The organism is Pseudomonas sp. Pso3, assembly GCF_055393275.1.
In genome coordinates this window covers 2,779,845-2,798,768 of record NZ_AP043687.1, presented here as the reverse complement: position 1 = coordinate 2,798,768, position 18,924 = coordinate 2,779,845, and the positions used below count along the sequence as shown (strand labels likewise).

The following is an 18,924-nucleotide window of genomic DNA, read 5'->3' as shown; positions in this document are numbered from 1 at the left end:
CGTTCAGGCGGGAGAGCGGCCTCCCGCCAGCCGGCCCGGACGGCCGAATGACGGGAGCGCAAGGCGCGGGAGCCGCATGGCTCCCCCGGACTTAGTGGTATTCGCAGAGGTAGGCGGTGTCTTCCGCGACCTTGAGCTGGAACTTGGCATTGGCCGGCACGGTGAACTGGCTGCCCGCGGCGAAGGTTTCCCAGGTCTCGCTGCCCGGCAGCTTGACGGTCAGGGCGCCGGCCACCACGTGCATGACTTCCAGCTGGCTGGTGCCGAATTCGTATTCACCGGGGGCCATGACGCCCAGGGTGGCGGGCTTGGACTTGAGGCTGAAGGCGATGGATTTGACGGTGCCGTCGAAGTATTCGTTGACCTTGAACATCGGATTTCCTTGTGCGAAAGCGGTTGGGACCGTCGGCGAGTATGCCCAAGGCCGAGGCCCACTGTCACCGCTCCAGACGAGGCTAGCGCGCGAAGGCCGGCAGGCTGGCGGGCAACAGCTTGGCGGTGTTGCGGGCGTCGGTCTCGGCGCGGTGCAGCACCCCGGTAAAGGCCAGTCCCGCCGATTCCAGGGCGGCGGTGAGTCCCAACGGACGCGCCAGGCCGCGGGCCTTGGCGAAGGCCTGCTTGAGATTGCGATGTGGCACCCGGGCCAGGTGGGTATGCAGGTCGTGCTCGCGCCAGGCGCGTTCAAGCAGGCGACGGTCGAAATCGCCCCAGCTACACCAGCCGGCGAGGGTGGTCTCGTAGGCGCCCAGCCAGGCCTCGAACGCCGGCCAGGTGCCTTCAAGCGGCTCGGCGCCATCGACGTCGGCCTGGCTGATATGGGTGAGGTCGCGGCAGAAGGGCGTCAGCAGCGGCAGCCGCCGGGGCTGGACGAAGCTCTGATAGCGACCGAGCTCCTGGCCTTCGGCGTCCACCATCACCGCACCGATCTCGATGATCTCCATCAACTCCAGGGGCCAGCCGCCTTCGTCGGTGGTCGCTTCCAGGTCCAGCACCAGCCAATGCTTCATCGTCACGCCCTCGGGGAGCCGCCTCGATCGTCGCAGATAAGACGGTGGAAAGGCCGCGGGGTTGCGTGGCGAGGTGCGATTGAATGTTACATTCATGACTCGATAGCGACATCTGGTCACGATTCGCTTGTGAGGCCCCAGCCTTGCTCTTAAGCTTGAAGCCTCCTTATCTGCGAGTTTCACCCATGGAGTGCCGTCCAGGTTGTGGCGCCTGCTGCATCGCGCCGTCGATCTCCTCACCGCTGCCACGCATGCCCCAGGGCAAGCCCTCCGGCGTGCGCTGCGCCCACCTGGACAGCACCAACCGCTGCGACCTGTTCGGCTCGCCGCTGCGCCCGGCGGTGTGCGGCGGCTTCCAGGCCGAGCTGGCGTTCTGTGGCACCAGCAGCGCCGAAGCCATGGCCATCCTGCTGCGCCTCGAAGGTGAAACCGCCGCCTGATCCGGTTTTGAATTGCGCTCTCCGACAACCACAACAACAAGGGACGTCCCATGCACAAGCCGCTTCGCTCCATCCTTGCCCTGACCCTGCTCGCAGCCACTGGCCTGGCCCAGGCCGAGGACTGGCAACTCGCCAAGCAGGAAGACGGCATCCAGGTCTACACCCGCGCGGTTGCCGGCTCCAAGTACAAGGCCTACCGCGGCGTGGTCCAGATCAAGGCCGATCCGGCCACCATCGCCAAGCTGCAGGACGACCCCGTGGGTTCCTGCAAGTGGATCTTCCGCTGCCAGTCGCTGCAGGTGCTCAAGCGCCAGGACAACCAGGCCTGGACCTACATGCGCATCGACATGCCCTGGCCGGTGACCGCCCGTGACGTGGTGCTGCACATCACCGAGCAGAAGACCCCCGATGGCGGCTTTACCCGCACCCTCGAAGGCCAGCCGGACTATCGGCCTGCCGCCGACGGCTATGTGCGGGTCGCCAGCTTCCAGGGTCAGTGGCGCGTGGTGCCGAAGAACGGCGGCTCGGAAGTGACCTACGAGGCCCAGAGCGAGCCGGGTGGCAGCGTGCCGTCCTGGCTGGCCAACAGCTTCGTGGTGGATGCCCCGCTCAACACCCTGAAGGGCCTGCGCCAGGCTGCGCAGCGCTGATCGACCGGCTCTGGGCAACGGCCTGGCCCATTGGCGCCAGGCCTGTTCAATACCACTCCCATGCCAAGCCGTGGCAGTCCATCCGTATTCTCGAATAGGCGCCTTTAATACCACCCCCTCTAAGCTTGAGGCATGAAGGACCAACTCCTCTGCCTCGGCAGTGGTAATCAGCGAGCAGGGGCAGTGGCTGCCCGGCTGCGTCTCTTGCGACGCCAGCCATCCACCAGCCGGAAGGCCAGCAGCGCGGCGCCGATGGTGGCGTAGATCGCCCACTCTTCCAGGTCCGAACGCACGATCCAGAGGTAGTGCAGCAGCCCCAGACCCAGCACCAGGTAGGCCAGCCGATGCAGCTCCTTCCAGCGCTTGCCCAGGCGGCGCATGGCCGGGCGATTGGAGGTGACGGCCAGGGCCAGCAGGATCAGCAGGGCCGCGGCCCCGACGATAATGTAGGGCCGGCGCTGCAATTCAACGCCCAGCTGCGACAGGTCGAAGCCCAGCACGAAGGCCAGGTAGCCGAGGAAGTGCAGCAGGGCATAGGTGAAGGTCCACAACCCGAGCTGGCGGCGGATCACCGGCCAGAGCTTCCAGCGGGTGAGGCGCGACAGCGGGGTCAGACTTAGGGTCAGCAACAGCAGCACCAGGGCGCCGGTGCCCAGCTTGTCCACCAGTGCCTTGCCCGGGTCCGGGCCGAGGGCGAAGATCCAGGCCTGGTACAGCCACCACAGCGGCGGGCAGAGCGCGGCGACGAACACCGCCACCCGCCAGAGCAGTACACCCATCAATAGTTTCTCCGCAGATCCATGCCGCTGTAGAGCGAAGCCACTTCCTCGCCATAGCCGTTGAACATAAGCGTCGGTCGCACGTTGGGGCTGAACAGGCCGCTGGGCAGGCGCCGTTCGCGGGCCTGGCTCCAGCGCGGGTGATCCACTTCCGGATTGACGTTGGCATAGAAGCCGTACTCGTTGGGCGCCATGCCCTGCCAGGTGGTGCGCGGCTGCTCTTCCACCAGGCTGATGCGGACGATGGACTTGATGCCCTTGAAGCCATACTTCCAGGGCACGATCAGGCGCAGCGGCGCGCCATTCTGGTTGGGCAGCACCCGCCCGTACATGCCCACCGTCATGAGCGTCAGCGGATGCATGGCCTCATCCAGGCGCAGGCCTTCCACATAGGGCCAGTCCAGCAGGGCGAAGCTGGAATTCATGCCGGGCATGTGCTGCGGATCCTTGAGCGTCTCGAACCTCACGTAGCGCGCCTTGCCGGTGGGCTCGACGCGCTTGAGCAGGCTGGCCAGCGGAAAGCCCAGCCAGGGGATGACCATGGACCAGGCCTCGACGCACCTCATGCGGTAGATGCGCTCCTCCAGGGTATCCGGGGCGAAGAGGTCTTCCAGGCCGTAGGTGCCGGGCTTGCCCACCTCGCCATCGACCACCACGCTCCAGGGCTGGGTCGGCAACTGCGCGGCATGAGCCGCGGGGTCGCTCTTGTCCGGGCCGAATTCATAGAAGTTGTTGTAGTGGGTGGCGTCCTTGAAGGGGGTGATGTCCTCGCCCTTGACCGTGGCCGCCTGCCAGCGGGTATCCGGCAGCTTGCGCTCGAACCAGTCCGGACCCTTGGCGGCTTCGACGTCGCCGTAGCTGGAGGCGGCGGCCAGCGCCCAGCCGGGCAGGGCGGCGCCGGCGAGCAGGGCGCCGCTGGCACCGAGCAGCTGGCGCCGGGACAGGTAGACGGCTTCGGGGGTGATCTCCGACCCACGACAGGCAGAGCGTGGAACGATCTTGATCGGCATGACGGACCTCGACGGGGAGCGCGCAGGAGCGCGGCTGGCTAACAGCGTGAGACATCCCGGTCGTGAAAAGCTTCCCGGGTCAACGATAGCCTGCCGTCCCGGTCCGGCGGAAGGCCGTTGCGCGCCTGTCAGTCGGCCGTTCAGGTCGCTGCCAGGCAGGCGCGGGACCCCGTGCCATACTGCGGCGACCTCTCGCCCTCAGGAGTCCCCGATGAAGAAGCTGATCAATAGCCCCACCACGGTGGTTCGCGAACTGCTCGAAGGTCTCGTCAGCCTGGATCCCGGCCTGGCCCTGCTGGCCGAGGAACAGGTCATCCTGCGCCAGCCCCTGGCCGCAGCGGGCGGGCGCCCGGTGGCGGTGATTTCCGGCGGCGGCAGCGGCCACGAACCGGCCCATGCCGGCTATGTCGGCGAGGGCATGCTGACCGCGGCGGTGGCGGGAGACGTCTTCACCTCACCGAGCGTGGATGCCGTGCTGGCCGCGATCCGGGCCGCGGCCGGTCCTGCCGGCGCCCTGCTGGTGGTCAAGAACTACACCGGCGACCGTCTCAACTTCGGCCTGGCCGCCGAACTGGCGCGCAGTGAAGGCATTCCGGTCGAGACGGTATTGGTGGCGGACGACGCGGCCCTGCGCCACACGGTGGCGCCGGAAAGGCGCCGGGGCATCGCGGGCACCGTGCTGATCCACAAGCTGGCGGGCGCGGCGGCCGCCGCCGGACGTCCCCTGGCCGAGGTGGCTGCCCTGGCCCGCGCCGCGAGCGCCGAATTGCGCAGCATGGGCGTGGCCCTGGGCGCCTGTACGGTGCCGGCGGTGGGGCATCCGGGTTTCCAGCTGGCGGACGACGAGGTGGAATGGGGCCTCGGCATCCATGGCGAGCAGGGCGTCGAGCGCGGCCCCCGGCTGGGCGCCGACGCCACCGTGGCGCGGCTGCTGGATACCCTCGTCGAAGACGGCGGCTATCCAAAGGGCACGCGCCTGGCGCTGCTGGTCAATGGCCTGGGCGCGACGCCGCCGCTGGAACTCGCCCTGGTGGCGCGGGCCGCACTGGGCCAGTTGCGCGAGCGGGGCCTGGTAGTGGAACGCGCCTGGACCGGCACCTTCCTCAGCGCCCTGGACATGCCCGGCTGTTCGCTGTCGCTGCTGCCAGTGGATGAGGCGTGCCTGGCGCTGCTCGATGCGCCGACCCAGGCGCGAGCCTGGCCGGGTGACGGCCGGGTCCCGGCGGCGCCCACGCTGTTGCCCGCACCGGCGGCGGCAGCCGAAACGATCCCTCGCACCCCCGGTCCCCTGGCCGCGCGGCTGCAGGCGGCGGCAGATGCCGTCATCGCCAGCCTGCTGGCCCACGAAGCCCGCCTCACCGATCTGGACAGTCGCGCCGGCGATGGCGACCTGGGCACCAGCCTGGCCCGGGGCGCCGAAGCCATGCGCGCCTTGCCGGCCAGTGCCTGGTATACCCCGGCCAGCGCCCTGGCCGCCACCGGTCAGGCGCTGCGCCGGGCCATTGGCGGCAGCTCCGGCCCCTTCTATGCCTGCGCCCTGGTTCGCGCCGCCCAGGTGCTGGATGGGGTGGAGCGTCCGACCCTTGCGCAGTGGGCCGAGGCGTTCGACGGGGGCGTCCAGGCCCTGGCCGAACTGGGTGGCGCCCAGCCGGGCCAGCGCACCATGCTCGATGCCTTGCGCCCGGCCGCGGATGCCCTGCTGGCCGGCGCCCAGGCGGGCGCCAGCCCGACGCAGGCCTTTGCCGCTGCCCTCGCCGCTGCCCGTGAGGGCGCCGAGGCCACCGCCGAGATGCTGCCGGCCCAGGGCCGTGCCAGCTACCTGGGCGAGCGCGCCCGCGGCATTCCCGATGGCGGCGCCGTCGCGGTGGTCTGCTGGCTGGAGGCGCTGGAACCCGTAATGGCCCGCTAGGCCGAGCCAGGGCCCTGACTAGTCCTGCGGCGTCCGGGCCAGCCATGGCGGCAACCCAGGGAGAGCAGGGCGCCGAGAAAGGCCAGGGCCATGTCCTTTTGCGCATCCCAGGGATCGCCCTGGGCGCCGACGAAGGCCTCCCCGGCGTCTTCCGCGAGCAGGTCGGCGCCCAGCCACTCCATCAGTTCGTAGCCGGCCGAGGAGGCCAGCACGAATTCCAGGGCCACATAGGCGCTCCGCCAGCCACGCAGGCCGCTCAGGCCCTGGACCACCTCGCGAACGGGGCGCGCCAGCAGCAGGCCGTAAGCGAAATGCACCAGCCGGTCGTAGTGATTGCGCTGCAGGCCCAGCGCCTCGTCCAGGCGAAAGCCGGTCAGCGCCTGCCAGGCCTCCTCGTAGGGCACCTGGGAATAGGTGTAATGAGCGCCAATCTGGTGCAGCACCAGAAAGCCGCAGAGTTGCAGACTGGCGCTGGCCGACAGCTGGAAGCGCCGCTGCACGAGGGCGACGCCCGCCAGCGTAGCGATCACCAGCAGCTGCTCGATCATCCAGGTGAGACGGTCGCTGGGTGCCCAGCCGAGCGTCAGGGTCAGTAGCGCCAGCATCAGCAGCAGGGCGAGTTGCAGACGAGAGCAGCGGGTGGTGTTCAAACACGAGCGCCTTGTGCGGAAAGCGGAGCATCGCGACGGCGATCCCAGCAGCATGGACCGGCATTCGAGCGCTGCCGTTCCAGCGCAGCGATCCCGTGTCGGCGCGGCTTCGCTGGCAAAAACCGCAAGCGCAACGGCGGCACCGGCGCCGCTTGCCGGCGGTCCCACGAGCAGGTCTTTCCGCTACCCTGGAGCCTCTCCGATGTCCATCCTGCCCAAGCTCCCGGCCTTCGATTCGAGCCTGGCACTGCTACGCGAGGGCTATGCCTTCATCAGCAATCGCTGTGAACGTCTGGAAAGCGATGTCTTCGCCACGCGCCTGCTGCTGCAGCCCACCCTCTGCCTGCGCGGCCCGGCGGCGGTCGAACTGTTCTATCGCGAAGAGCGCTTCAGCCGGGTGGATGCTGCGCCTCGTCAGCTGCGCAAGACGCTCTTCGGCGAAGGCGGCGTCCAGGGCCTGGACGGAGCGGCCCATCGCCAGCGCAAGGCACTCTTCGTCGACATCACCCGATCGACGCGGGTGGAAGTCTTGGTGACCCGGGCGGAACAGGAGTGGCACGCCAGACTGGCCAGCTGGCAGAGCCGCGGCGAGATCGTCCTGCTGGACGAATTGCATCGCCTCTATACCCGCGCGGTCTGCGACTGGGCGGGTGTCGCTCTGGACAGGGAGGAGGAAGGGCAGCGCTGTGCCGAGTTGGTCGCCCTGATCGAGGGCGGTGGCCGCGTGGGTCTGGGCAACCTGGGCGCCCGTCGCGCTCGACAGCGGCTGGAGCTCTGGCTCGGTCGCCAGGTCGAGCAGGCCCGCCAGCGGCCGGCGCCTGCCGGCAGCGCCCTGGCGCTGATCGCTCAGCACCGGGAAGCGGATGGCCAGCCGTTGTCGCCGCAGGTGGCCGCGGTGGAACTGCTCAATGTCTTGCGGCCGACGGTGGCCGTGGCACGCTTTTCCACCTTCGCCGCCCTGGCGCTGTACAAGCAGCCGGCCTGGCGCGAACGGCTGCGGGCCGATCCCGCCGCCCGGGTACCCTTTGCCCAGGAGGTACGACGCTTCTACGCCTTCTTTCCCTTCACCGTAGCGCGGGTACGGGAGAGCTTCGAGTGGCACGGCGTCGCCTTTCCCCGCGGCACGCGGGTCTTGCTCGATCTCTATGGCACCAACCGCGATCCGCGCAGCTGGTCACGTCCCGAGGTGTTCGATCCCACGCGTTTTCTCGCAGAACAGCCTCCGGAGGCCGCCTTCGTACCCCAGGGCGGCGGTGAGGTGGCCCACCAGCACCGCTGTCCGGGTGAGGGCATCGCCCTGGAACTCATGACCTCCGCCCTGCGCCTGCTGCTGCAGGACATGACCTACCAGGTACCGACCCAGGACCTGCGCATCGACCTGGCCCGGATGCCGATGCGCCCGGCCAGCGGCCTGATCCTGAGCGAGGTTCAGGCGGTGCAGCGGACGCGCAGTTCGGTCAGCTAGGCGGCCCGCGCCGCCACCTGGGAGCGCGCCGTGAGCAGACTCACCACCACGAAGCTGACCAGGCTCAGGCCGAGGCTGAAATAGATCGGCGTATTGGCCTCCAGGCCGTCCTTGAGCATGAAGACGATGGCCGCGCCGGAACCCAGCAGCATGCTGGCCAGGGCACCCGCCGTGGTGGCGCGCGGCCAGAGGATGGCCCCCAGCAGCGGCACCAGGATGCCACCTACCAGCAGGTTGTACGCCAGGGTCAGGGCGCCGATGACGTCATTGACCAGCAGCGCGATGGCGAGCACGGCGAGTCCGGTGAGCAGGGTGAACAACCGGGCCATGCCCAGGGTCGAGGCCCGGCCGCCGCGCAGTCGCGGCAGCAGGTCTTCGGTCAGGGTGGTGGACGCGGCCAGCAGACCGGCACTGGCGGTGGACATCATGGCGGCCAGGGCAGCGGCGATCACCAGGCCGCGGATGCCGTCCGGCAGGGCGCTGCGGACGATGGCGGCGAAGGCGTTGTTGGCGTCGGCGAGATCCGGCAGCAGCACCCGGGCGCACATGCCGATCAGCGCGCCCACCAGGCCGTAGATCACGCAATAGACGCCGGCCAGGCTGCCCGCCACGCGCGCCACGCCTTCGCTGCGCGCGGTGAAGACCCGCTGCCAGATGTCCTGGCCGATGAGGATGCCGAAGAAGTAGATCAGGAAGTAGGTGAAGATGGTGTCGTAGCCGAGGGTGGTCAGGGCGAAGGCGCTGGCCGGCAGCTTGGCCACCAGGGCATCCCAGCCACCGACCCGGGTCAGGCAGATCGGCAGCAGCACGAACATCAGGCCCGCGGTCTTGATGACGAACTGGACGATGTCGGTCAGCGTCAAGGACCACATGCCGCCGATGCTGGAATAGATCACCACCACGCTGCCACCGAGCAGGATGGCGCTCCAGAAGGGCAGCTCGAACAGCACCTGGATCACCGTGCCCATGGCCAGCACCGAGACCACGCTCAGCATCAGCGCATAGACGAACATGATGGCGGCGCTGGCCTGCCGGGCCAGGGGCGTATAGCGCCGTTCCAGCACCTGGGTCACGGTGTAGATGCGCAACTTCAGCAGGGGTTTGGCGAGAAACAGATTGAGCACCAGGATGCCACTACCCAGCATGGCGCACAGCCAGAAGCCGGACAGCCCGTGGACGTAGCCCAGGCGCACCGTGCCCACGGTGGCGGCGCCACCCAGCACCGTGGCGGCCATGGTGCCCAGGTAGCAGGCCGGGCCGAGGTTGCGACCGGCGACGAGGAATTCTTCCTGATTGCGGGCGCGGCGCATGCCGTACCAGCCGAGCAGGAGCATGGCCAGGGCGTAGGCCAGAACGACGGAAATATCCAGGAGCATGACGGAATCTCTTGCAGGACTAGACAGGGCCGGGCGCACCGACCCCGTGACAGGGTTCAGGTATCAGGCGGCGCGGATGCCCGGGAGCGCGGTGCGGGCACGACTGCGTCTGGAGCGTCGCGGGCCGGTCGGGCCATAGACGGCCGCCGGTTCCGGGAACAGCAGGAGCAGCAGCAGATAGAGCAGGGCGGCGCTGCCCAGGGCCAGCGGCAGGCTCAGGTCGATGCCGCCCGCCAGTTCACCCAGGGGCCCGACGAACTGACCGGGCAGATTGACGAAGGCGAGGCCGAGCAGGGCGCTGGGAATCCAGGCGCCCATGCCGCGCCAGTTCCAGCCATGGTGGAACCAGTAGCGGCCACCCTGCTCGCCGCGGGTGAACACCTGCAGATCGTCCGGGCAATAGAAGCCGCGGCGGACCACCAGTCCGAGGATCATGATCACCATCCAGGGGCTGGTGCAGGTCACGATCAGCACGGCAAAGGTGGAGACGCTCTGCACCAGGTTGAAGCTGAAGCGCCCGATGAAGATGAAGGCGATGGCCGCCAGCCCGATCAGCAGGGTCGCCCGTACCCGGGTCAGCAGCCGGGGTAGCACGCTGGAGAGATCCAGGCCGGTGCCATAGAGCGCGGTGGTGCCGGTGGACAGGCCACCGATGATCGCCAGCAGGCACACCGGCAGGAAGTACCAGGTGGGCGCGATGGCCAGCAGGCCGCCCACATAGTTGTTTTGCGCGATGTAGTCGGGCGCCCTGGTCGCCACCAGCGAGGCGGTGGCCAGGCCGAACAGGAAGGGGAGCAGGGTGGCGGCCTGGGCCGCGATCACCGCCAGCAGGATGCGCAGGCGGGGCGTCTGCCGCGGAATGTAGCGCGACCAGTCGCCGAGAAAGGCGCCAAAGGACACCGGATTGCTCATGGCCACCAGGGCCGCGCCGATGAAGGCTGCCCAGAAGCCCGGCTGACCGGCTTGCAGGGTGCCGGCGTAACCGGCGTCGAAGCTGCCGGCGAAGGCCGGGATGCCGAGCAGGAACAGCAGGCTGGCACTGACCACGGCGATCTTGTTGACCCACAGCATGAAGCGAAAGCCATAGAGGCACACCGTCAGCACCAGCACGGCGAACAGCCCGTAGGCCAGCCCCAGGCTGAGCGCGTTCTCCGGCAGTCCGACCAGGCGCTGGGCACCGCCCACCAGGGCATCGCCGGAACTCCAGACCGACAGCGAAAAGAAGGCGATGGCGGTCAGCAGCGAGAGAAAGGAGCCGACGATACGGCCGTGGACGCCGAAATGGGCACCGGAGGAGACGGCGTTGTTGGTGCCGTTGAGCGCGCCGAACAGCCCCATGGGCGCCAGGATCAGGGCGCCACACAGGACCCCGCTCGCAATGGCCAGCACCCCGGCCTGGAAGGACAGGCCGAACAGGATCGGAAAGCTGCCGAGCACGGCGGTGGCGAAGGTGTTGGCCCCGCCAAAGATCAGGCGGAACAGGTCGAAGGGGGTGGCATGGCGTTCGTGGTCGGGAATCTGCTCGACGCCAAAGGTTTCGATACGGGTGATGCCGTCATGATGGTCCATGGATGACGCCTCGACACGGTTATACGCAGGCCGGACCCGCGTTCTTGTTGTCGGCGGACCAGGCGGTCCGCCGGTGTTCGGCAGCGAAAAGACAGCGGGTGGGCGACCGTCATGGCGGGTCGCCGCACCTTGGAGCGTCAGCGGTAGGCCACCCCCGGCAGCACGCAGAGCATCTCGTAGAGCAGGTTGGCGCCGAGCAGCGCGGTATTGCCGGTGGTGTCATAGGGCGGCGAGACCTCGACCAGGTCGCAGCCCACCAGCTCGAGGCCACGGCAGCCGCGGATGATCTCCAGCGCCTGGATGGTGGTCAGGCCGCCGATCTCCGGCGTGCCGGTCCCTGGCGCCCAGGCCGGGTCGATGCTGTCGATGTCATAGGACAGATACACCGGTCCGCCCCCGACTCGCTCGCGCACCTCGGCCATCAGCGGCGTCAGCGATCTGTGCCAGCATTCCTCGGCCTGCACCACCCGAAAGCCCTGCTCGCGGCACCAGTCGAAATCGTCGGCGGCGTAGCCCTGGGCGCGCAGGCCGATCTGCACGACCCGGTCGCAGTCGAGCAGGCCTTCCTCCACCGCGCGGCGGAAGGTGGTGCCATGGGCGATCTTCTCGCCGAACATGTGCTCGTTGACGTCGGCGTGGGCATCCACGTGCACCAGACCGATCTTGCCGTACTTCTTCTTCATGGCGCGCAGGATCGGCAGGGTCAGGGTGTGATCGCCGCCCAGGGTGAGGGGGATGACATCGTGCTCCAGCACCCGGTCGTAATGCGCCTCGATCAGGCGCACCGTATCGAGCAGATTGAAGGTATTGATGGCCACATCGCCCAGGTCGGCGACACTCAGGGAATCGAAGGGCGCCGCGCCGGTGGCCATGTTGTAGGGCCGGATCATCACCGATTCGCTGCGCAGCTGGCGCGGACCGAAGCGGGTGCCGGAGCGCAGCGAGGTGCCGATGTCCAGCGGGATGCCGATGAAGGCGGCATCGAGGCCTTGAGGGGAGGCAAGGTGGGGCAGTCGCAGCATGCTGGCGATGCCGCCGAAACGGGGCATCTCGTTGCCGCCCAGCGGCTGGTGCAGGATCTTTTCCACGGGTCATCCTCGTCGTAGTGATGTCCCGATTGTGCAAAGCCGATGGCGGCTGAAGAATCGGCCCGGACAAAAAATCACTTCAGAGATTTCTGAACTAATGGCTAGACTGCCGGGCTGCGTCCACCGGAGTCCGCCATGGCCAATGCCCTCCACGACATCCGCCTGCTCAAGCTATTCGCCTGCGTGGTTCGCCACCAGGGATTCGCCGCGGCGCAGCAGGAATTGAACCTGTCCACCTCGGCCATCAGCACCTACATGAGCCAGCTGGAGGGTCAGCTCGGCGTCACCCTCTGTCATCGCGGCCGGGGCGGTTTCGCCCTGACCAGCAAGGGTGAACTCTTCCATCAGGAAACCTTGCGCATCCTGGGCGAGATCGAGGGCTTCGAACGCTATGCCACCACCCTCAGGGGCGAACTGAGCGGCACCCTCAACCTCGGCGTGCTGGATTCGCTGTCCAGCGAACCGGCATTGCCGCTGGCTCAGGCGATCGGCCGCTATACCCATGACTATCCCGGCGTGCATCTGCACCTGGCCGTGACCAGCCCCTATGAATTGCAGCTCGGCGTCCTGGAAGGACGGCTGGATCTCGCCGTGGGCGCCTTTTCCGCCCGTATGAACGGGGTGGTCTACCAGCCGCTGTATCGCGAGCAGCACTGGCTGTATTGCAGCGATCGGCATCCACTGTTCCAGGAGCGGCGCATCCCGGCCGAGATGATCACCCGCCAGCGGATGGTGCGACGCGGCTATTGGAGTCAGGCGGAGTTGGCTCGCCATGGCTTCAAGGAAAGCGCCGCCACCGTGGAAAGCATGGAAGCGCAGTTGATCCTCATTCTCTCGGGTGCCTATATCGGCTATCTCCCGGAGCACTATGTCCACGCCTGGGTCGACCAGGGACGGCTCAAGGCCCTGCAACCGGCCACCTTCGGCTATCAGGCGCCGTTCTCCCTCATCAGCCGTCGAGGGCGCGGAAAGGAGCCGCTTATCCAGAGTTTTCAGCGCATCCTTAAAGCCCAGATGCAACATGCCGATAGCTAGTATGACGATAACCAAATGGTTACCGTCGGCGCCTGTGACGGCAGTTGGCCACCATTGAACTGGTTGATGTCGCACGGAGTAGATAACCCGCTAGATAAGGCACCCGCATGCGCACGAATTTGCCGGTCACCCAGCAAGGCCGTACCTTCAAGGAAGAGGAACGACTCATCTCCACCACTGACCTGCAGGGGAACATCACCTACTGCAACGAGGCCTTCATCGCCATCAGTGGCTATACCCGGGAGGAGCTGATCGGCAGTCCGCACAATCTGGTGCGTCATCCCGACATGCCGCCGCCGGTGTTCGGCCACATGTGGGCGACCCTCAAGGAGGGCAAGCCGTGGATGGGCATCGTCAAGAATCGCTGCAAGAACGGTGATTTCTACTGGGTGAGCGCCTATGTCACCCCGATCCTCGAGCAGGGCCGGGTGATCGGTTACGAATCCGTGCGTTCGCTGCCCAGCGCCAGCGAAGTCCGTCGCGCCGGCGAACTCTATGCCCGCATCAATGCCGGCAAGGCCCCCGTGCCCATGACTCGCCGCCTGGGCAGCGCCATCGCCGCCTGCTGGTCGACGGTGGCAGCCACTGGCGTCATCCTCGGCGGCCACTTCCTGCTTGATGACACGTCTCAGGCGGTCCTCATCGTCGCGGCGCTGCTGGGTATCAGTGGCCATCAGCTGTATCGCCAACGCGCCAGCATCGAGCGCATCCTCGCCGATCATCCAAAGATGTTTTCCAGTGCCGTGGTCGCCCCGACCTACAGCGACCAGTGCGGCGCCCCGGCCCGCCTGGACCTGGCGCTGCACAGCGAAGCCGCGCGACTGCAGACGGCCCTGACCCGCCTGGCCGATGTCGGCGACAGCGTGCGCCTGAAGGCCCGCGAATCCTCCCAACTGGCCCAGTCCGAGGCCGAATTGCTGGATCAGCAGCGCCATGAGACCGACCAGTCCGCCGCTGCCATCACCCAGATGACTTCCACCATCCACGAGGTCTCGCAGAACGTCCAGGAGACCGCCCAGGCCGCCGCCAATGCCGAGAGCCTGGTGCATTCCGGGCGGGACAAGGCCGAAGAGAGCCTGACGTCCATGCGCGAACTCGGCGCGGCGGTCAGCGACATCGGTCAGGCCGTTGGCGAGCTGGCGAACTCGACCCAGAGCATCGGCAGCGTTGCCGACGTCATCACCGCCATCGCCGAACAGACCAACCTGCTGGCGCTCAACGCCGCCATCGAGGCCGCCCGCGCCGGCGAGGCTGGCCGTGGTTTCGCCGTGGTGGCCGACGAGGTCCGCTCGCTGGCCTCGCGCACCCGCGAATCCACCGAACAGATCCACCAGATCATCGCCAATCTGCAGGCCAATGCCGACCGCGCCGTGGCCACCGCCAGTCGTGGCGAAGAGACCTCGCGCCAGAGCGAACGTCACTCGGCAGCGGTACGCGAATCCCTGGAAGGCATCAGTGCCTCGGTCAGCCTCATCACCGCCATGAGCCAGCAGATGGCCACCGCGGTGGAAGAGCAGAGTCACGTGTCCGAGGACATCAACCGCCAGATCAGCCGCATCGCCGATCTCTCCGACCACAGCTCGGCCCAGGCCCGTCGTGGCTCGGAACTGAGTCGCGAACTGGAAGGCATGGCCGACTACCTGCACGATCTCACCGCGCGCTTCAATCGCTAGGGCGGAGCAGGGCGGCGGCGATCCGGTATGATCGCCGCCCCGATTCGCTCCGGAAGCCCTGATGTCCCGTCCCGCCTGCGCCCGCTGCCAGCGTCCCCTGTCGCTCTGCCTGTGCGCGCTGATTCCTGCCCTGGCCAGTCGCACTCGGGTGCTGCTGCTGCAGCATCCCAGCGAGCGGCGCCATCCGCTCAACACGGCGCGCCTGGCCGCCCTGGGGCTCGACAATGCGCAGCTGGAGATTGGCGAGTCCTTTCCCGACCTGCCGCTCTGGCTCGCTGACCATGACGCCTGGCTGCTGTTTCCCGGACCCGAGGCGGTCACGGTCGATCTGTTGCCGCCTGCTGCCGTGACCAAAGCGCCACGGCTGCTGGTGATTCCCGACGGCACCTGGCGCAAGGCGCGCTTGCTGCTGCACGCCAATCCGCTGCTGGCGGCCCTGCCCAGGCTTACCCTGCCGCCTGGCGCACCCTCGCGCTATCGGGTGCGCAAGGCCCCGGCGCCGGATGCGCTGTCGACGGTGGAGGCCGTGGTCGCGGCGTTGAATGCGCTGGAGGCGCCGCGCCGCTTCGATGCCTTGCTGGCACCCTTCGAGGCGCTGATCGACGGCCAGATCGCCGCCATGGGGCCGGAAACCTTTGCACGCAATCATGGCGGCGCAGAGCCGCGCGACTGAGGGAATTACCCGGGTGCCGGACCACTCTACCTAGAGAGAGTCAGCAGAGGAGTCACCCCATGTCCCGCTTCCCGATCCGCCAGCACGACGAATTCGCCAGCCTTGCCATGCCCCGTGCTGGCGGTGAACCCGATCAGCCCGATCCGGCGCCCATCCAGCCCAGCGAGCCGGGCGAGCCCACCGTCCCCGATCAGGCACCGCCGACCCCCATGGCCAGAGCCGCCTGAGCGCCGCTGCGTTTCCCATGAAAAAAGGGCGATCATCACTGATCGCCCTTTTTTCATGCCGGTCGCGCGGCTAGCGCCGGGTCTTCTGCCGCAGCAGGTAGACCGTCACCGCCGCGCAGCTGGTGAAGGCCGCTACCCGTGCCCAGACGTAGGGCACCAGCCAGCAGGAAAAGCCCACGCTGATCCACATGGCGACGATGGCGTAGACCTTGCCCTTGAGCGGGATGCCTTCGCCTTCCAGATAGGGCTTGACCCAGGGCCCCAGCCATTTGTGGTTGATCAGCCACAGATAGAAGCGCTCCGAACTGCGCATGAAGCAGGCCGCGGCCAGGAGCAGGAAGGGCGTGGTGGGCAGCAAGGGCAGAAAGGCGCCGATGATGCCCAGGGCCACGCTGAGCCAGCCGAGGCCCAGCAGCAGGTAGCGGACCCAGCCCTTGCGCTGGCGGGGTCTGGGGGTGGCCTCGTCCATCGCTCAGTGACGCGGCTTGAGCAGCGCCGGCTTTTCTTCGGGGGAATGGCAGAGCAGGAACAGCTGGGTCAGCAATTCCGGGATCTGCACCATCATGTCGGCGACCAGGCGACGGTCCTGGGCGATCTCGGAGAACTCCGGCTGTTCGTCGAACAGACCCGAACCCACCATGATCGGCAGCAGCAGCTCGCTGACCTCGTCTTCGGCGTCTTCGAACCACACGGCTTCGCGCAGGAACACGCCTTCCATGAAGCCGATGCACCAGCCGCGCAGTTCGGAGTCGTCCGGCTCGGGGCCGAGATCCAGGTCGCAGGGCAGGTCCAGCTCTTCGTCACTGCCCAGCACGCGCAGGATATGCGCCTTGAGCTGCACCAGGGAGCGCTCGATCTCCTCCTGCTGGGCGGCGTCGCGATACTGCGGCGGCTCGGCGAAGAGGGCGTCGATCCACTCGCGTTCGGGAACCTCTTCCGGGCAGATGGACAGGGCGGTCAGGTAGCCATGGGCGGCTACGTAGTCGAGCGCTTCTTCGTGCAGATCGTCTGCATCGAGAAAATCGCGCAGACGGGTCAATTGTTCGGCGAAGGACATCGGCTACTTACCTCGGAAAGGATTCGAAAGGGCAGAACGGCCGGAATTGTAGACGAGCGCCCCGGTCACGTCGAACCTGACGGCCCGGCGCCGGCCGACGGAAAAGCACCGCCGCAGCGACCTCGGCATCCGTATAATGGCCGTTCCATTCGAGGAGGCTTCATGTCAGAACCTGCGCTGCGCATCCTTAAAGACGTCTTTGGCTACGACGCGTTCCGTGGCAACCAGGCCCGGATCATCGAGCGCGTGGCCAGCGGTGGCGATGCGCTGGTGCTGATGCCCACGGGCGGCGGCAAGTCCCTGTGCTACCAGGTGCCGGCCCTGCTGCGGCCCGGCGTGGCCGTGGTGGTCTCGCCGCTGATCGCGCTGATGGACGACCAGGTCGCCACCCTGCTGGAACTGGGCGTGTCGGCGACCGCGCTCAACTCCACCATGACCGGCGAACAGCAAAGAGCCGTCGCTGCGCAGCTGGAGCGCGGCGAGATCAAGCTGCTCTATCTCGCACCCGAGCGCCTGGTCCAGCCGCGCATGCTGGATTTCCTCAAGCGCCTGCCGATCGCCCTGTTCGCCATCGACGAAGCCCACTGCGTGTCCCAGTGGGGCCATGACTTCCGCCCGGAATACATGCAGCTCGGTCAGCTGGCCGAACACTTTCCCGGCGTGCCGCGCCTGGCGCTCACCGCCACCGCGGATTCCCGAACCCGCGAAGAGATGGCCAGCCGCCTGCACCTGGAGCAGGCCGAGCGCTTTCTCTCCAGCTTCGACCGACCCAACATCTTCTATCGCATCGTGCCCAAGGAGTCGCCACGCAAGCAGCTGCTGGCCTTTCTGGCCGAGCGTCGCGGCGATGCCGGCATCGTCTACTGCATGTCGCGCAAGAAGGTGGAGGAGGTGGCCGAGCAGCTCAGCAACCAGGGTTTTCCGGCCTTGCCCTATCACGCCGGCCTGCCCAATGACGTGCGCGCCGCCAACCAGAAGCGTTTCCTCAACGAGGAAGGGCTGATCATGGTCGCCACCATCGCCTTCGGCATGGGCATCGACAAGCCCAACGTGCGCTTCGTTGCCCACCTCGATCTGCCCAAGAGCCTGGAAGCCTACTACCAGGAAACCGGGCGTGCCGGCCGTGACGGCCTGCCGGCCGACGCCTGGATGGCCTACGGCCTGCAGGACGTGCTGCTGCTGCGGCAGATGATGCAGAACTCCGAAGGCGACGAGCGCCACAAACGCATCGAGCGGCACAAGCTCGAAGCCATGCTGGCATTGTGCGAAGAAACCCGCTGCCGGCGACAGGTGCTGTTGGCCTATTTCGACGAGCACCTGCCCCAGCCCTGCGGCCATTGCGACAACTGCATCGACACCGTGGAGACCTGGGACGCCACCGAACCGGCGCGCCAGGCGCTGTCGGCCATCTACCGCAGCGGTCAGCGCTATGGGGTAGGGCACCTGGTCGACATCCTGCTCGGTCGGGAAACCGAAAAGATCGTGAGCCTCGGCCATCAGCGCCTGGCCGTGTTCGGCCTGGGCAAGGCCCGCGGCGAAGACGAATGGCGCACCCTGTTCCGCCAGCTGGTCGCCCGTGGCCTGGCCGAGGTGGATGTCGACGGCTTCGGCGGCCTGCGCCTGACCGAAAGCTGCCGCCCCCTGCTGCGCGGCGAAGTGCGCATCGAATTGCGCCGTGATCCCAAGCCCCAGCGCGGGCGGGGCAGCAGTGGCAGTGGTTCGGCCAGTGCCGCCAGCCAGTTGGTGCGCGCCGACGAACGCGAACGCTGGGAGGTCTTGCGCACCCTGAGACGCAAGCTGGCCGAGGAGCACTCGGTACCGCCCTATGTGATCTTCCCCGACGCCACCCTGCTGGAGATGCTGCGCAGCCAGCCGCGCTCGCTGGACGAGATGAGCCGGGTCAGCGGCGTGGGCGCGCGCAAGCTGGAGCGCTATGGCCAGGCCTTTCTCGACGCGCTCAATGACGGCGACGCCGCGCCCGCGCCGGTCGCCGACGTGCGCCACGAGGTGCTGACCCTGGTAGGCGCCGGGATGACGCCCGAGCAGGCGGCGCGCCAGCTCAATTGCTCGGAAAAGAATGTCTATGCACTATTGGCCGAGGCCATCGCCGGGCAGCAGATCGCCCTGGAGCAGGCCCTGGACCTGCCAGAGGATCTGCTGGCGGAAATCCAGGATGCCTTCCTCGAAGATGAGGGCGAATTGCCGCCGGTAGCCCAGGTCGCCGCGCGCTTCGAAGGGCGGGTGGCGGCGGGTGCGCTGTACTGCGTGCGGGCAGCCCTGCAGGCGGAATTGGCGGACTAGCGAGGCGCGGCGGTT

19 protein-coding genes and 1 pseudogene are annotated in these 18,924 nt (G+C 67.6%); 10 read left to right on the top strand and 10 right to left on the bottom strand.

The window, feature by feature from the left end:
• Window positions 1–91: 91 nt before the first annotated feature.
• Window positions 92–373, bottom strand: coding sequence for a pyrimidine/purine nucleoside phosphorylase (gene ppnP / locus ACZ5R1_RS13140; protein ID WP_027597776.1), 282 nt, complete (start codon window positions 371–373; stop codon window positions 92–94).
• An 82-nt stretch (window positions 374–455) separates the two neighbouring features.
• Entirely contained in the window at window positions 456–1,007 is a 552-nt protein-coding gene (locus ACZ5R1_RS13135; protein ID WP_027601166.1) for a 3'-5' exonuclease, read from the bottom strand.
• 185 nt (window positions 1,008–1,192) lie between these two features.
• On the opposite strand from ACZ5R1_RS13135, the gene ACZ5R1_RS13130 reads away from it, so the two are divergent.
• Window positions 1,193–1,447: a YkgJ family cysteine cluster protein gene (locus tag ACZ5R1_RS13130; protein ID WP_027597778.1), complete on the top strand. Its 255-nt coding sequence runs from the start codon at window positions 1,193–1,195 to the stop codon at window positions 1,445–1,447.
• Between the two features lie 50 nt (window positions 1,448–1,497).
• Window positions 1,498–2,097 (top strand): START domain-containing protein, encoded by a 600-nt coding sequence (locus ACZ5R1_RS13125; protein ID WP_007162268.1) that lies wholly within the window; start codon window positions 1,498–1,500, stop codon window positions 2,095–2,097.
• Between the two features lie 167 nt (window positions 2,098–2,264).
• On the opposite strand, the gene msrQ is transcribed toward ACZ5R1_RS13125, so the two are convergent.
• On the bottom strand, window positions 2,265–2,876 hold the full coding sequence (gene msrQ / locus ACZ5R1_RS13120; RefSeq protein ID WP_044342323.1) for a protein-methionine-sulfoxide reductase heme-binding subunit MsrQ: 612 nt from the start codon (window positions 2,874–2,876) through the stop codon (window positions 2,265–2,267).
• Window positions 2,876–3,886 carry a protein-methionine-sulfoxide reductase catalytic subunit MsrP gene (gene msrP, locus ACZ5R1_RS13115; protein WP_027601163.1) on the bottom strand — a complete coding sequence of 337 codons (1,011 nt, stop codon included), beginning with the start codon at window positions 3,884–3,886 and terminating at the stop codon, window positions 2,876–2,878. The genes msrQ and msrP overlap by 1 nt, the downstream gene beginning before the upstream one ends.
• A gap of 211 nt (window positions 3,887–4,097) precedes the next feature.
• Between msrP and ACZ5R1_RS13110 the strand changes: the two genes are divergently transcribed.
• Window positions 4,098–5,795 carry a dihydroxyacetone kinase family protein gene (locus ACZ5R1_RS13110; RefSeq protein ID WP_464712364.1) on the top strand — a complete coding sequence of 566 codons (1,698 nt, stop codon included), beginning with the start codon at window positions 4,098–4,100 and terminating at the stop codon, window positions 5,793–5,795.
• On the opposite strand, the gene ACZ5R1_RS13105 is transcribed toward ACZ5R1_RS13110, so the two are convergent.
• Window positions 5,792–6,445: a DUF2238 domain-containing protein gene (locus ACZ5R1_RS13105; protein ID WP_052504127.1), complete on the bottom strand. Its 654-nt coding sequence runs from the start codon at window positions 6,443–6,445 to the stop codon at window positions 5,792–5,794. The genes ACZ5R1_RS13110 and ACZ5R1_RS13105 overlap by 4 nt on opposite strands.
• A 202-nt stretch (window positions 6,446–6,647) precedes the next feature.
• On the opposite strand from ACZ5R1_RS13105, the gene ACZ5R1_RS13100 reads away from it, so the two are divergent.
• Window positions 6,648–7,910, top strand: coding sequence for a cytochrome P450 (locus ACZ5R1_RS13100; protein ID WP_042136387.1), 1,263 nt, complete (start codon window positions 6,648–6,650; stop codon window positions 7,908–7,910).
• Here ACZ5R1_RS13100 and ACZ5R1_RS13095 read toward each other — a convergent pair.
• The 3 genes from ACZ5R1_RS13095 to speB form a co-directional block, all read right to left on the bottom strand.
• The gene (locus ACZ5R1_RS13095; RefSeq protein ID WP_144957490.1) at window positions 7,907–9,286 is read right to left on the bottom strand and encodes a sodium:solute symporter family protein; all 1,380 of its coding nucleotides are present in this window, start codon (window positions 9,284–9,286) and stop codon (window positions 7,907–7,909) included. The two genes, ACZ5R1_RS13100 and ACZ5R1_RS13095, sit on opposite strands and share 4 nt — an antisense overlap.
• Before the next feature lie 63 nt (window positions 9,287–9,349).
• On the bottom strand, window positions 9,350–10,855 hold the full coding sequence (locus tag ACZ5R1_RS13090; RefSeq protein ID WP_464712363.1) for a purine-cytosine permease family protein: 1,506 nt from the start codon (window positions 10,853–10,855) through the stop codon (window positions 9,350–9,352).
• Window positions 10,856–10,992: 137 nt separating this feature from the next.
• Complete coding sequence (gene speB, locus ACZ5R1_RS13085) at window positions 10,993–11,943, bottom strand: agmatinase (protein WP_027597787.1); 951 nt, start codon at window positions 11,941–11,943, stop codon at window positions 10,993–10,995.
• Window positions 11,944–12,078: 135 nt separating this feature from the next.
• Between speB and ACZ5R1_RS13080 the strand changes: the two genes are divergently transcribed.
• The 5 genes and pseudogenes from ACZ5R1_RS13080 to ACZ5R1_RS13060 all read left to right on the top strand — a co-directional run bounded on the left by ACZ5R1_RS13080 (window position 12,079) and on the right by ACZ5R1_RS13060 (window position 15,551).
• A complete protein-coding gene (locus ACZ5R1_RS13080) occupies window positions 12,079–12,978 on the top strand; it encodes a LysR family transcriptional regulator (RefSeq protein WP_042136393.1) in 900 nt (299 codons plus the stop codon).
• Window positions 12,979–13,085: 107 nt separating this feature from the next.
• Window positions 13,086–13,367: pseudogene (locus ACZ5R1_RS13075) on the top strand (PAS domain-containing protein); the annotation flags it as partial.
• 141 nt (window positions 13,368–13,508) lie between these two features.
• Window positions 13,509–14,651, top strand: a complete 1,143-nt coding sequence (locus ACZ5R1_RS13070) for a methyl-accepting chemotaxis protein (RefSeq protein WP_371100364.1) — start codon at window positions 13,509–13,511, stop codon at window positions 14,649–14,651.
• A 61-nt stretch (window positions 14,652–14,712) separates the two neighbouring features.
• Entirely contained in the window at window positions 14,713–15,324 is a 612-nt protein-coding gene (locus tag ACZ5R1_RS13065; RefSeq protein ID WP_042136396.1) for a tRNA-uridine aminocarboxypropyltransferase, read from the top strand.
• 59 nt (window positions 15,325–15,383) lie between these two features.
• Entirely contained in the window at window positions 15,384–15,551 is a 168-nt protein-coding gene (locus tag ACZ5R1_RS13060; RefSeq protein WP_007162289.1) for a hypothetical protein, read from the top strand.
• 70 nt (window positions 15,552–15,621) lie between these two features.
• Here ACZ5R1_RS13060 and ACZ5R1_RS13055 read toward each other — a convergent pair whose 3' ends face one another.
• Together ACZ5R1_RS13055 and ACZ5R1_RS13050 are read right to left on the bottom strand one after the other, a co-directional pair.
• Complete coding sequence (locus ACZ5R1_RS13055; RefSeq protein WP_007162290.1) at window positions 15,622–16,020, bottom strand: YbaN family protein; 399 nt, start codon at window positions 16,018–16,020, stop codon at window positions 15,622–15,624.
• 3 nt (window positions 16,021–16,023) lie between these two features.
• Window positions 16,024–16,608, bottom strand: coding sequence for a UPF0149 family protein (locus ACZ5R1_RS13050; RefSeq protein ID WP_007162291.1), 585 nt, complete (start codon window positions 16,606–16,608; stop codon window positions 16,024–16,026).
• Window positions 16,609–16,770: 162 nt separating this feature from the next.
• On the opposite strand from ACZ5R1_RS13050, the gene recQ reads away from it, so the two are divergent.
• A complete protein-coding gene (recQ, locus tag ACZ5R1_RS13045; protein ID WP_464712362.1) occupies window positions 16,771–18,909 on the top strand; it encodes a DNA helicase RecQ in 2,139 nt (712 codons plus the stop codon).
• The last annotated feature ends 15 nt before the right edge of the window (window positions 18,910–18,924 follow it).

Coding starts and splice junctions, on each gene's coding strand:
- ACZ5R1_RS13050 (WP_007162291.1), bottom strand. CDS start 16,608: ATGTCCTTCGCCGAACAATTGACCCGTCTGCGCGATTTTCTCGATGCA.
- ACZ5R1_RS13055 (WP_007162290.1), bottom strand. CDS start 16,020: ATGGACGAGGCCACCCCCAGACCCCGCCAGCGCAAGGGCTGGGTCCGC.
- ACZ5R1_RS13070 (WP_371100364.1), top strand. CDS start 13,509: ATGACTCGCCGCCTGGGCAGCGCCATCGCCGCCTGCTGGTCGACGGTG.
- ACZ5R1_RS13090 (WP_464712363.1), bottom strand. CDS start 10,855: ATGGACCATCATGACGGCATCACCCGTATCGAAACCTTTGGCGTCGAG.
- ACZ5R1_RS13135 (WP_027601166.1), bottom strand. CDS start 1,007: ATGAAGCATTGGCTGGTGCTGGACCTGGAAGCGACCACCGACGAAGGC.
- ACZ5R1_RS13060 (WP_007162289.1), top strand. CDS start 15,384: ATGTCCCGCTTCCCGATCCGCCAGCACGACGAATTCGCCAGCCTTGCC.
- ACZ5R1_RS13065 (WP_042136396.1), top strand. CDS start 14,713: ATGTCCCGTCCCGCCTGCGCCCGCTGCCAGCGTCCCCTGTCGCTCTGC.
- ppnP (WP_027597776.1), bottom strand. CDS start 373: ATGTTCAAGGTCAACGAATACTTCGACGGCACCGTCAAATCCATCGCC.
- ACZ5R1_RS13130 (WP_027597778.1), top strand. CDS start 1,193: ATGGAGTGCCGTCCAGGTTGTGGCGCCTGCTGCATCGCGCCGTCGATC.
- ACZ5R1_RS13080 (WP_042136393.1), top strand. CDS start 12,079: ATGGCCAATGCCCTCCACGACATCCGCCTGCTCAAGCTATTCGCCTGC.
- ACZ5R1_RS13125 (WP_007162268.1), top strand. CDS start 1,498: ATGCACAAGCCGCTTCGCTCCATCCTTGCCCTGACCCTGCTCGCAGCC.
- ACZ5R1_RS13110 (WP_464712364.1), top strand. CDS start 4,098: ATGAAGAAGCTGATCAATAGCCCCACCACGGTGGTTCGCGAACTGCTC.
- ACZ5R1_RS13095 (WP_144957490.1), bottom strand. CDS start 9,286: ATGCTCCTGGATATTTCCGTCGTTCTGGCCTACGCCCTGGCCATGCTC.
- ACZ5R1_RS13100 (WP_042136387.1), top strand. CDS start 6,648: ATGTCCATCCTGCCCAAGCTCCCGGCCTTCGATTCGAGCCTGGCACTG.
- msrP (WP_027601163.1), bottom strand. CDS start 3,886: ATGCCGATCAAGATCGTTCCACGCTCTGCCTGTCGTGGGTCGGAGATC.
- msrQ (WP_044342323.1), bottom strand. CDS start 2,876: ATGGGTGTACTGCTCTGGCGGGTGGCGGTGTTCGTCGCCGCGCTCTGC.
- recQ (WP_464712362.1), top strand. CDS start 16,771: ATGTCAGAACCTGCGCTGCGCATCCTTAAAGACGTCTTTGGCTACGAC.